Here is an 11,349-nt window from a genome sequence, read left to right on the forward strand (position 1 = left end):
CGCGCCACAATGGCCCGGTGAACAGGTCCAAAGAAGCGCCAGACGGCAGGTCCAAACAGGCGGACCCGGGCGCCGACTTCCTCCAGCTCGACACCGCCGACGCCCCGCCCGGCGGCCTGACCGGCTGGCTCGCCCGCCGGCTGCGCGAGGCCATCGCCGACGGCCGTCTCCCCACGGGCAGCCGGCTGCCCGCCACCCGGGGGCTGGCGGCCGAACTCGGCGTCTCCCGGGGAGTGGTGACCGACGCCTACCGGCGCCTGGCCGAGGAGGGCCAGATCGCCGGCCGGGGCAGGGGCGGCACCGTCGTCGTCGCGGCCCCGGCGCCGCCCGCGCCCCCGTGGTCGGCCACATCCCCGTGGTCGGACAAGTCCCCGGCCTCGTCGCGCGCCCGGCCGGAGCCTGTCCTGTTCCACGCCGACCCCGACCCCGAGGTGTTCGACCTGCTGCGCGGCACGTCCGCCCGGATCGACCTCACCCCCGGTGTGCCCGACCTCGCCGCCTTCCCCCGCGCCGCCTGGCTGCGCGCCGAACGCGCCGTCCTCGACGGCCTCGCCGCCGCGGACCTCGGCTACGGAGACGTCCGCGGTACCCCCGCGCTGCGCCAGGCCGTCGCCCACTGGCTGGCCCGCAACCGGGGCATCCGCGCCGACCCGGACGAGGTGCTGATCGTCGCCGGGACGGCCCAGGCCCTCGCCCTGCTCGGCCGGGCGCTCGGCCGGGTGGGCGTCACCGAGGTCGCCGTCGAGGACCCGGGCTCGCTCGGCGCCCGCCAGCACCTCGCCCACTGGCTCGCCGCGACCCCGCCCGTCGCGGTCGACGCCGAGGGCGTCCGGGTCGACGCGCTGCGCGCCACCGGTGCCCCGGCCGTCCTGCTCACCCCGGCCCACCAGTACCCGACCGGGGTCGTCCTCGGCGGCGAGCGGCGGCGCGAACTGCTGCGCTGGGCGGGCGAGGGCGGCCTGGTCATCGAGGACGACTACGACGCCGAGCACCGCTACGACCGCCCGCCCGTCCCCGCGCTGCGCGCCGCCCTGCCGGAGCAGGTCTGCTACGCGGGCAGCATCTCCAAACTGCTCGCCCCCGCGCTGCGCACCGGCTGGCTGCTGGTGCCGCCGCGGCTGCGCGAGGCCGTCCTGGAGGCCAAGCGGTTCGCCGACCTGGGCAACCCGGTGCTGCCGCAGCTGGTGCTGGCCCGGCTGATGGAGTCCGGCGAACTCGACCGCCACCTGCGGCTGTTGCGCCACCGCCACCGCCGACGACGGGACGCGATGATCGCCGCCGTTCACGCCCACCTCCCCGGCGCCACCGTCCACGGCGCGGCGGCCGGCCTGCACCTGATGCTCACCCTGCCGCCCGGGGCCCGCTGTACGGACACCGAACTGGCCACGGCGGCGCTCGCCGAGGGCGTCAAGGTGCAGCCGCTGTCCTGGCACGCGCGCCTGCCGTACCCGCCGGGGCTGGTGCTCGGCTACGCGGCGGGTGCGCCGGGGGAGATCGCGGAGGGGGTCGCCGTCCTGGGGCGGTTGCTGCGCCGGTAGGGCTGCTGAGGGCGTCCGGCGCCCGGGTCCCCCGTCCGCGCCGGCGCGGGTGTGCTCCTCCGGGGTCCGGGCTATGGTGGCGACGGGCTCGGGTGCCTTGACAGGCGTGGGTGCCTTGACGGGCCGTATCCCGCTGCCGACCTCAGGGAGGCGTGATGGCCGTGCTTCGGCGCACCGTCCAGTTCGGCGCGATGCTGGTGGTGCTGGCGGCCACGCTCGGGCCGGTTCCGGCCGGGTCGGCACCGGCGTCCGCACCGGCGTCGGCACCGGCGTCGGCACCGGTGTCCGCGCCGGCGTCGATACCGGAGTCGATACCGGAGTCGATACCGGGGCGCGGAGTTGCCCCGGGAGAGGGGGCGGTGGCGGCGGAGATGGCCGATCAGGACGCGCGGCAGCTCGCTGGGCGCCGGATCGTACTCTCGTACGCCGGTCCGACACCGCCGCCGGGCGTGCTGCGGACGATCCGGGAGGGGCGGGCGGCCGGGGTCATCCTGTTCGCCGAGAATGTCACGAGCCCGGCGCAACTCGCCGAGGCCGTCGGTCAGTTGCGGGAGGCGGCGGCGCAGTCGCCGGTGCCCGAGGGACTGCTGCTGATGACCGACCAGGAGGGCGGCAAGGTGCGCCGCCTGCCCGGCGCGCCCGAACTCTCCGCCCGCCGGACCGGATCGGACCCCGACCCGCTCGGCGCGGCGGGCCGAGCCGGTGTCGGCGCCGCCGGGACGCTCGCGGACGCGGGGCTCAACGTGAACCTCGCGCCGGTGCTGGACGTCTACGACACCCCGGGCAACTTCATCGACCGCCATGAGCGCTCCTACGGTCAGGACCCGGCCGGTGTAGGCGAGTTGGGCAGCGCCTTCCTCGCCGCCCAGCAGGGCCTGGGCGTGGCCGCCACCGCCAAGCACTTCCCCGGGCTGGGCTCGGCCGCCAACGGCGAGAACACCGATGACCGCCCCGTCACCCTGTCCGTGCCGCTGGACGAGCTGCGCGCCCGCGGCGAGGAGCCCTATCGGGCGGCCATCGCGGCGGGTGTCGGGCTGGTGATGGCCTCCTGGGCGGTCTACCCGGCGCTCGACCCGGACCGCCCGGCCGGGATGTCGCCCGCCGTGGTCCAGGGCGAGCTGCGCGGACGCCTGGGCTTCCAGGGCGTCACGGTCACCGATGCCCTGGAGGCCGAGGCCCTCGCCTCGTACGGCGGCGCGGGCTCCCGTGCGGTCGCTGCCGCCGAGGCCGGGATGGACCTGATCCTCTGCTCCGCCCGCGACCCGCAGCAGGCCGAGGACGCCACCACGGCCCTCGCCGACGCCCTGGACTCCGGCCGTCTCGACCGCGCGGCCTTCGCGGACGCCGTCACCCGGGTCGACGCCCTGCGGGCCTCTCTGGACTGAGCCGGCGGCGGCCGACCGGCGGTGGTCGGCCGGCGGTGGCCGACAGTGGCCCGCCCGTGGGCGCGGGCGCCGTGCGGGCCGTCCCCAGGCCGACGCCTGCGAGGCGGGCGACCGCCCCGCGCCGGGCGCCGGGCAGACCGGCCGTGGCAGGTGCGCGGATCCCGACCCTCCGGGGTGGGATTACGCCATCGAAGGTCTGGTTTCGGTCGGCTCGGCACTTCGAAGGCAGAATCCCGGTCGTGGCATGGGAATCGCATGGCAAAGTACCGTCATGGCACATGTGAAATGTCACATGTGACCTCGCCTGTTCTGATCGTTCCTCGTACCCTCCGAAGGAGAAGACAATGAACCGCATCACCCGGATCGCCTCGGGCGCGGCCGGTGCCGTCGCCCTGCTCGCGGCGCCGGCGCCGGCGCTCGCCGCGTCGGCCGGCGGCGCGGCCGGGACCGTCGCCACGGTGACGACCTGCGGCTACAACGGTCTCCAGGCCGGGCTGTCGACCAAGGTCTGCGCCGAGGTCACCGGCGGCAGTGTCGTGCTCTACGGGCAGATCGGCCTGGCCGGTCCGCCCACCCCGGACACCCCGTGGCCGCCGAAGCCGCAGGAGCTGCTCACCCGCCTGTCGGCCGGGGTGGTCGGCGGCGAGTCGCTCGGCTCGGCGAGCGTGCGCGCCGTGTTCACGACCGCCACCGTGCGGGTCGACGGCATCAGCGTCACCGTGCCGTGCGGTTCGGTCCTTCACGCGACCTTCTCCGTCGAGTCGATCTCGCGGGGTCCGGCCCCGGTCGAGGTGGATGTACCTGTAGGCTGCTGACGGAACCTCACCATGGCCGCCGAGTCCGGGAGTTGGCAGCGTCCCGGGCTCGGCTTCCGGCGTTCCCGCACGCCCTCCGGATGTGACGTGGACCACTCGGGGGCGGCCCCGGCGGGCCGGGCGACCGCCAGGCGACGGCCGGGCGCCCACTGTGACGACTTGAAGAAACCTTCATCTGTGGCGATGATGCTTGCCGGCCGCCGTTGAGGGCGCGGCCGCACGCCCAGCGAGCCGTACCCGAGGGAGGGGCGCCGACGATGCCCGTCCCGCTGTACCAGGCCAAGGCGGAGTTCTTCCGCACCCTCGGCCACCCGGTCCGGATCCGGGTGCTGGAACTGCTCCAGGACGGGCCCCGGCCGGTGCGCGAGCTGCTGGCCGAGATCGAGGTCGAGCCCTCCAACCTCTCCCAGCAGCTCGCGGTGCTGCGCCGTACCCAGCTGGTCGCCGCCACCCGCGAGGGCAACACCGTGGTGTACGCGCTCAGCACCCCGGACGTGGCCGAGCTGCTGCGGGCCGCGCGCCGGATCCTGACCGAGCTGATCACCGACCAGGGCGCGCTGCTCACCGAACTGCGCGAGCCCGGCGGCCGGCCGCACCGTTGAGCCCGCCGAGGCCCTCGGGCCGGCTGAACCCGAGGAGCCCGGAGAGCCCGGCCAGCCCGTTGGACCCGCGCCCGACCCGGCCGGCCGACCCGAGGAGAACCCCCGCCATGAGCGAGAGCACGAGCGACGGCACGCGCGAGGAGAAGCGCCGACGCAAGGCCATGCTCATCCGGGCCGGCATCTACATCTTCGCCACGCACCTGTTCGCCGGCTTCGTGTTGCTGCTGTTCGCGCTCGGCGGCCGCAAGTAGGCACCTCCTACGTCCGAGGGCCGTCCTTCACGAGGTAGCGGTCGCTGGTGCTGGTCCAGGCCTGGACGCCCTCGATGAGCTCCCGGGTGCCGTCCAGGTACCAGCGCCCGGCCGGGTGGCGGCGGCGCAGGTCGCTGCGCAGGGCTTCGTTCTCCCGCCGCAGCCGGGCGACCCGGGAGCGGACGGCGCCGACGGCCCGGCTGCGGGTGCAGCCGCGGATCCGTTGCAGGGTGAGGACGGTGTTGAAGGCGGCCGCGCTCTGGCGTTCCTCCCGCTCCAGTGAGTACAGGTCGTTGATCAGCGTGGCGGCGTCGGCGGTGTTGGCGCGCAGCCGGTGCAGTGCGGGCTCCGCGTGGAGGGCGGCGGGGGCGTCGGCGCCGTGGACCCGTTCCAGTATGTTCATGAACGGGTAGAGGCAGCTGCCGTGGCGGCGCAGCCGCATGGTCTCGGGCAGTCCGAGGGCGGGGACCGTGCCGTGGGCGCGGTGTTCGGCCTCGGCGGGGAAGGTCTCCAGACAGGCCTGCCATTCCCGGGCGGCCCGGACGCGCCAGTTGAGCGACATGCCCTGCGCCTGGCGGCTCCACAGGTCGTGCCAGGCGCGGAGCAGGTGGTCGCCCGAGCGCGGTGCCGGGCCCTCGCCGACCGGCGCGGAGGCGCCCGTCCGATCGGCCCCGGTGCGGCGCAGGGCGTCGATGAGCGGGTCGACGACGTCGCGGGCTTCGGCGGGGCGGCGTCCCGGCGGGCCGTCGAAGCGGTCGTCGAGGATGGTGAACCAGCCCAGCATGTCCACCAGCAGGTCGAGGTTGGCGCCGTGGGCGCGGGGGAAGGCGTGGCCGATCAACTCGTGCAGGGCGTAGGCCCCGTAGCGGGTCATCTCGGGCGGGGTGAGGAGGTTGCGGCCGACCACCCAGGCGGCGTGCCGGGCCGCGGCGGTGCGCAGTTCGCCGGACCGCTGCGGGAGTTGGGGCGCGGCGGGGGCCGGGTCGGGGATGCTCACCGGGCAGCGGGCCGCCGGCGGGGCCTCGACGCCCACCTCGTCGTCCCCCACCCCGTCGTCCCCCACCTGGTCGTCCGGCACCCGGTCGTCCCCCGCCCGGTCGTCCGGCGGGCTGTCCGGGCGGGGCACCCGGGCGCCGCGCGGGGCCAGCCGCACGCGCAGCCCGTGCGCCTGGACCGTCGTCCACACCACCTCCCGGGCCCGGGAGTCGGGGACGGCCACCGGTCGCCAGCGGCGCAGGATCGCGGCCGCCGCGACCGTCAGCTCGGCCCAGGCGAAGGCCTCCCCGATGCACTTGTGCTTGCCGGCCCCGAACGGGAGGAAGGAGTGCCGTCCGGCCCCGCCCGACTGCCAGCGATCCGGGCGGAAGCGCAGCGGGTCCGGGTAGCGGTCCGGGTCGCGGTGCAGCGCGGTGAGGCTGTAGAGCAGTTCGGTGCCGGCCGGGATCCGGTACGGGCCGAGGTCCACCGGCACCTGGGCGGTGCGCATCAGGAAGGCGTTGGGCGCGTGCAGCCGCACCACCTCCTGGGTGACGCTGCGGGTGTAGGTGAGCCTGGCGAGCGCCTCGGGGGTGGGGGCGGCGCCGGCGGGCAGGTGCTCGTCGAGTTCGGCGAGCACCCGGGCCTCCACCTCGGGGTGGCGCAGGAGTTCGTCGAGGAGCCAGGTCAGCGTGGTGGAGACGGTCTCGGTGCCGGCGCCGAACATGGTGATCGCCTCGGACCGGACGTCCGCCTCGGTGAGTGGCCGGCCGGTGCCCGGGTCGGTGGCGGCACGCAGCAGGGCGGGCAGGGTGCCGCCCCGCTCGGCGGACCGGGTGCCCGTCGGCCTGACGGCCTGGTCGACGACTCGGTTGAGCACCCGGACGGCGGCGTCGAAGCGCCGGTTGACGGGCAACGGCAGCCGGGCGAGCGCCGGGTGCGGGTAGAGGGACTGGACGATCTGGCCCTTCACCAGGTCCGGCAGGGCCTGGTGGAAGGCCAGGGTGGCGTCCTCGCTCAGCCGGGCGTCGAACAGCGAGCGGGTGACGATCTCCAGCGCGAGGTGGTTCATCTCCTTGGCCACGTCGAGGACTTGCCCGGGGTGCCAGCGCCCGGCCCGCTCCTCGGTGACCTGGTGCATCACGGCGACGTACTCGGCCATTCGGTCCGGCCCGAAGGCGGGTTGGATGATCCGGCGGCGGTCGCGGTGGGCCTGGCCCTCGGACATCAGCAGGCCGTCGCCGAACGCCGTCTTGAGGGTGTCCTGGACGGCGCCGCGCGGGCAGTCGTAGGCGAGGGCGACGAGCAGGGTGTGGACGAGCGGGGCGTCGGTGACCACGCAGACGGTGCGCGGCCCGAGCCGGATCCGGACGACGCCGCCGTGCCGGGAGAGCGAGCCGAGGAATCCGAGCGGGTCGCGGAGCAGGGCGGCCGCGTGGCCGAGGCCGGGGACCGCGCCGGGGGCGAGCGGGGGGACGGCCGCACGGGTGGTGCGGGGTGCGGTCGGTGCGGTTCTCGGGGGGAGGTCCCGTTGCCGCGTCTCGGTCAGCAGGGTCATGTCAGTACCTCTCATCAGAGGAGCCGGTGCGGACGATACCGGGGGCCCCGACGGGCCGGCCGGGAGGTGGGGGGCCGGCTCGCGCGGATCCGCGCGTGCCCCGGCTGGAGGGGCGCACGTCATGGCAAACGCGCCGGTCCGACGGGCGTTGCGCCGAACGCGGGCGGATCACTCCAACGGTCGATCATCCGCAGTGGCTCCGACCGCCCCGGAACGTGCTGCTGACCTGCGGTGAAGGCCCCACCGGAAAGATCCGGGCCGGGCCCCTCGCGCAGGGTCTTTGGACCCTCGCCGCCTGGCCGCCCGAGGGCCAGCATGGTCGGGGAGAAGGAGGACCCTGATGACCAGTCTGCGCCACCGGCCCGCCATCGACGTCCGGGTGGAGATCCGCGGCGAGCTGCCGCGCGAGGACGCCGAGTACGCCCGGGCGCAGGCACTGGACACGGCGGCCGGGCTCGGCCCCGGAACCCGCGTGCTGCGCATCAGGCTCACCCGCGTGCGCGACCGGGCCATGACCCGGCCCGCCCTCGCGCAGGCCGACGCCGACCTGGCCGGCGTCGGCCCGGTCCGGGTGCAACTCGCCGCCGTCACCGCCCGTGAGGCCGTCGACGTCGCCCTGGGCACCCTCGCCGGCCGGGCCGGCCGGCTGCGCGAGCAGGGCGACATCGGATTCGCCGCCGCCCACGAGAGCGCTTACCGCCCGCAGTACGCCGCCCGACCGCTCGCCGAACGGCGGATCGCCCGGCGCAAGGAGGTCGTCCTCGCCCGCCGCACCCCCGAGCAGGCCACCCGCGAACTGCTCGCGCTGGACCGGCCGTTCCACCTCTTCGCGGACGCCGCGACCGGCCGGGACGCGCTGGTCGACCGCTGCCCGCTCAGCGGCGCGCCCGGGGCGGGCCGGTCCACGGGCGCCGACCCGGCGGGCCCGCTCGACCTCACCGAGGCGGCCCGGCGGCTCTGGCTGACCGGCGGCCCGTTCGTCTGCTACGCCGACCCCGGCGACGGCCGCGCCCGGGTGCTCTACCGCCGCTACGACGGCCACTACGGCCTGATAACGCCGGTAGCGGAGCCTCGTTGACGGGCAGGAGAACCACCGGGGCGGGCCCATCGGCCTCGATGGCCACGACCGCCACGACCGCCACGACTTCCACGACAGGGGAACCGGGACCATGGACTGCGACGAGGTCATGCTGACCGTCCGGATCACCGCCGCCGAACGCGCGCTGCTGCGGGCCCTCGCGCGCGGCCACGGCGGGGACGTCTCCGAGGTGGTGGTCGACGGCCTGCTGGAGGTCATCCCCGCGCTGCACGACGACGCCTCCGCGCTGCCGCTGCGGCGCGTCCTGGCCCGGCCCGCCCCCTGCGCCCTGACCCTCTGGCTGCCCGCCCCGATCGCGGACCTGCTGCCGCTGCTGGGCGAGCGGATCGCGCGGACCGGCGGCCCGTCGAGCGGACCGGCCAGCGCCGCACTGTCCGCCGCGCTGCGCCTGTGGCTCGCCGGGGATCGGGCGGGGCTGGCCGCCGGGCTGGCCCGACTGCACGGCGGCTGCGCCGGCGGCCGGGCGGCGGCGCAGCAGGCCCCGGTGCGGGCGGCGGCCTGACCGGTGGTTGACGGAACGTCGGTCAGCTGCCCCAGCTGGCATGTCCTGGGCGGGAATTGGCCAGTTCAGGACTCTGTTCAGGGCCCCGTGGCACGCCCTAGCATTTCCTTCACGGCCGTCTGAGCCCAGGCCCCGGGACTCCGGCCGGGTGGCCGCCACCACCCCGTTGCCGGGGAGCGCACACCCCCCGAGTGCGCTTCCCGGCAACGTCACGTCCGGGGCCGTCCCCGGGGTCTCTCGGACCGTCCTCGGTCCGCCCCTCCGGTGTCCTCCGCTCCGCGCGACCCGGCCCGCCGCGCGCGGGCGGCCGAATTCCGCAAGAGGTTTTCGTTATTCCCGTGCGGCCCGCCGCTCTCCTGAGTGCCGGAAGGTTCGGGCCCCGCTCCGCGGGGTGCCCGCACCTCGTACGAGGAGGGGAAACGCGATGGGACGCCGGAGCGCGGAGCCGCGCCCCCCGTAGCGGCAACTCGCCTCCGGTGTCGGCCGGTTCACTTCACGTCGGGTGGCGGCGCGCTGGTGCTCGGGCTCGACGGCCGCTGGTACTACGGTGGTCGGCTAGGGCGGGTCCGACGATTCTCGCAGGGCGCGAACCGTCGGATCCGCCCCGGGGGGAGTTCCAGCAGCCCGAACGGCCGGCCGTGCAACAACCGGCCGCTGCTGAAGGCCTCCTGAGACCGTCCGGCGGCGCCGGGTGCGGGCGCCGCCACCACCCGGCGGCGCCCGCACCCGGCGTCACCGCTCCCTGCCCCTCACCCCTCACGAGGATTTCCCGCCATGCGAACCCGACCCCTCGTCGTCGCCCTCGCCCTCGCCGGTGCGGCCGTGCTGCCCGCCGCCGTGCCGGTCGCCGCCCACGGCGACACCGTCCACCTGGACGTCTCCGGCCAGCGGAACGGCCGCGTCAGCACCATCGCCACCTGGGAGGACGACCACGACCCGGTCACCGGGGAGTTCACCGGCACGCTGGCCGCGACGGCCACCGACGGGCGCACGGTCGGCCCCTGGCGCCTGGTCGCCGTCCCGGGCGAGCCGGGGACGTACACCACCCGGGAGATCCTCCCGGCCGGGCACTGGCGGGTGAGCGTCGACTGCGCGTTCCCCTCGCCGGGGCACGGCGAGGGTGAACTCGACGTCGAGGCCGCGGTGATCGGCGATTCTCCGCTGTCGGGGGCGACGGGCGCGACGACCGGCGCCCCGGCCCCGATACCCGCGCCCGCTCCCACGGCCACACCCACGGTCCCGACCGCCCCGACGGCCGCCGACAGCGCCGCCCGGGCCCGCTCCGCCGCCCGGGACACCCCCTCCGACACCACGCCCGACGCCGCCACCTGGGCCGCGATCGGCACCGCCGTCGCGGCCGTCGTGCTGGTCGCCACCGGATTCTGGCTCCGCCGCCGGTGAGCCCGGCGGCGGAACCATCGAGCGCGAACCACCGTCCCAGAAGCCACCGGGCGCCACCGGGCGCCCGGCCGACCGCAAGGGAGCGTCCGCGCATGAAGAAGGTCCTGATCACCGGCGGCGCGGGATTCATCGGCAGTTCGGTGGTGTTCGCCCTCCTCGACCAGGGCATCACCCCGGTCATCCTGGACGACCTGTCCAAGGGCCGGGCCGAGTTCGTCGAGGGCAAGGTGTTCTACCAGGGCGACGTCGCCGATACGGCCCTGCTCGACCGGATCTTCGCCGAGCACCCGGACATCGACGCCGCCGTGCACTGCGCGGCCAGGATCGTCGTCCCGGACTCGGTGGCCAGGCCGCTGTACTACTACCGGGAGAACGTCGGCAAGACCGTCGAACTGCTCGACGCCCTCCAGCGTCACGGCTGCACCCGCGTCGTCTTCAGCAGCTCCGCCTCCATCTACGCGCCCACCCCGGACGCGCGGGTCGACGAGAGCAGCCCGGTCGAGGCCAACAGCCCCTACGCGCGCACCAAGCTGATGATGGAGCAGGTGCTCCAGGACTGGACCAGGGGGGAGGGCGCCGAGCGGCAGCGGGTCATCTCCCTGCGCTATTTCAACCCGATCGGTGCCGACCCGCGGCTGCGCACCGGACTCCAGGACCTCAACCCCACCCACGCCCTGGGCAAGCTGATCGAGGCGCACACCAACGGCACCCCGTTCACCGTCACCGGTGTCGACTGGGCGACCAGGGACGGTTCCGGCATCCGCGACTACGTCCACGTGCGGGACCTCGCCGAGGCGCACGTCGCGGCGCTGCTCCGCTTCGACGAGGTGATCGCCGAGGGCGCCGAGGACCGCTACCGGGTCATCAACGTGGGCACGGGCGACGGCACCACCGTGCGCGAGCTGATCGCCGCCTTCGAGCAGGCCGTCGGCGTGAAGCTCGACGTCCGCGAGGCGGGCCCCCGGCCGGGCGACGTGATCGGCTGTTACGCGGCCGTCGACACCGCCCGGGAGCTGCTCGGCTGGCAGCCGCGGCGGGGCATCGCCGAGGGCGTCGCCGACGCGCTGGCCTGGCGCGCGCAGTGGGCCGCCCGCCTCGGCGCCAGCTGATCCCCGGCGCGGGGGGGGGCGCCCCCCCCCCCCCCCCCGGCCCCGCCCGCCCGGCGCGGGGCGGGCGCGGACGCGGGGGGGGGGGGGGGGGGAGTTTGAAAGAGAAGGGGTGAC

Annotated in this window: 10 protein-coding genes; 9 read left to right on the forward strand and 1 reads right to left on the reverse strand. The window is 75.8% G+C overall.

The window, feature by feature from the left end; all coding sequences use genetic code 11:
- The first annotated feature begins 17 nt into the window (after positions 1–17).
- From AB0P03_RS23150 to AB0P03_RS23170, 5 genes are all read left to right on the forward strand, one after another.
- Positions 18–1,538, forward strand: coding sequence for a PLP-dependent aminotransferase family protein (locus tag AB0P03_RS23150; protein ID WP_363587496.1), 1,521 nt, complete (start codon positions 18–20; stop codon positions 1,536–1,538).
- Positions 1,539–1,909: 371 nt separating this feature from the next.
- On the forward strand, positions 1,910–2,923 hold the full coding sequence (locus AB0P03_RS23155) for a glycoside hydrolase family 3 N-terminal domain-containing protein (RefSeq protein ID WP_363587498.1): 1,014 nt from the start codon (positions 1,910–1,912) through the stop codon (positions 2,921–2,923).
- A gap of 344 nt (positions 2,924–3,267) precedes the next feature.
- Positions 3,268–3,738 (forward strand): hypothetical protein, encoded by a 471-nt coding sequence (locus AB0P03_RS23160; RefSeq protein WP_363587500.1) that lies wholly within the window; start codon positions 3,268–3,270, stop codon positions 3,736–3,738.
- Positions 3,739–3,995: 257 nt separating this feature from the next.
- Positions 3,996–4,340, forward strand: coding sequence for a metalloregulator ArsR/SmtB family transcription factor (locus tag AB0P03_RS23165; RefSeq protein WP_063350638.1), 345 nt, complete (start codon positions 3,996–3,998; stop codon positions 4,338–4,340).
- Between the two features lie 107 nt (positions 4,341–4,447).
- On the forward strand, positions 4,448–4,591 hold the full coding sequence (locus AB0P03_RS23170; RefSeq protein ID WP_159398578.1) for a DUF6126 family protein: 144 nt from the start codon (positions 4,448–4,450) through the stop codon (positions 4,589–4,591).
- Positions 4,592–4,598: 7 nt separating this feature from the next.
- Here AB0P03_RS23170 and AB0P03_RS23175 read toward each other — a convergent pair whose 3' ends face one another.
- A complete protein-coding gene (locus AB0P03_RS23175) occupies positions 4,599–7,124 on the reverse strand; it encodes a cytochrome P450 (RefSeq protein WP_363587504.1) in 2,526 nt (841 codons plus the stop codon).
- A gap of 340 nt (positions 7,125–7,464) precedes the next feature.
- Here AB0P03_RS23175 and AB0P03_RS23180 point away from each other — a divergent pair, with 340 nt between their 5' ends.
- The 4 genes from AB0P03_RS23180 to galE all read left to right on the forward strand — a co-directional run bounded on the left by AB0P03_RS23180 (position 7,465) and on the right by galE (position 11,235).
- Complete coding sequence (locus tag AB0P03_RS23180; protein ID WP_363587506.1) at positions 7,465–8,202, forward strand: sigma 54 modulation/S30EA ribosomal C-terminal domain-containing protein; 738 nt, start codon at positions 7,465–7,467, stop codon at positions 8,200–8,202.
- 91 nt (positions 8,203–8,293) lie between these two features.
- The gene (locus AB0P03_RS23185; protein ID WP_063350641.1) at positions 8,294–8,725 is read left to right on the forward strand and encodes a hypothetical protein; all 432 of its coding nucleotides are present in this window, start codon (positions 8,294–8,296) and stop codon (positions 8,723–8,725) included.
- A gap of 774 nt (positions 8,726–9,499) precedes the next feature.
- Positions 9,500–10,126: a hypothetical protein gene (locus tag AB0P03_RS23190; RefSeq protein ID WP_363630550.1), complete on the forward strand. Its 627-nt coding sequence runs from the start codon at positions 9,500–9,502 to the stop codon at positions 10,124–10,126.
- Positions 10,127–10,218: 92 nt separating this feature from the next.
- Positions 10,219–11,235, forward strand: coding sequence for a UDP-glucose 4-epimerase GalE (gene galE, locus AB0P03_RS23195; RefSeq protein WP_363582494.1), 1,017 nt, complete (start codon positions 10,219–10,221; stop codon positions 11,233–11,235).
- Positions 11,236–11,349: the final 114 nt, after the last annotated feature.

This window comes from Kitasatospora sp. NPDC088779, from assembly GCF_040685395.1.
GTDB lineage: Bacteria > Actinomycetota > Actinomycetes > Streptomycetales > Streptomycetaceae > Kitasatospora.

Bases quoted from the DNA above. Each gene is read 5' to 3' on its own strand.
- AB0P03_RS23155 (WP_363587498.1), top strand. From the start codon at position 1,910: ATGGCCGATCAGGACGCGCGGCAGCTCGCTGGGCGCCGGATCGTACTC.
- AB0P03_RS23160 (WP_363587500.1), top strand. From the start codon at position 3,268: ATGAACCGCATCACCCGGATCGCCTCGGGCGCGGCCGGTGCCGTCGCC.
- AB0P03_RS23165 (WP_063350638.1), top strand. From the start codon at position 3,996: ATGCCCGTCCCGCTGTACCAGGCCAAGGCGGAGTTCTTCCGCACCCTC.
- AB0P03_RS23170 (WP_159398578.1), top strand. From the start codon at position 4,448: ATGAGCGAGAGCACGAGCGACGGCACGCGCGAGGAGAAGCGCCGACGC.
- AB0P03_RS23175 (WP_363587504.1), bottom strand. From the start codon at position 7,124: ATGACCCTGCTGACCGAGACGCGGCAACGGGACCTCCCCCCGAGAACC.
- AB0P03_RS23180 (WP_363587506.1), top strand. From the start codon at position 7,465: ATGACCAGTCTGCGCCACCGGCCCGCCATCGACGTCCGGGTGGAGATC.
- AB0P03_RS23185 (WP_063350641.1), top strand. From the start codon at position 8,294: ATGGACTGCGACGAGGTCATGCTGACCGTCCGGATCACCGCCGCCGAA.
- AB0P03_RS23190 (WP_363630550.1), top strand. From the start codon at position 9,500: ATGCGAACCCGACCCCTCGTCGTCGCCCTCGCCCTCGCCGGTGCGGCC.
- galE (WP_363582494.1), top strand. From the start codon at position 10,219: ATGAAGAAGGTCCTGATCACCGGCGGCGCGGGATTCATCGGCAGTTCG.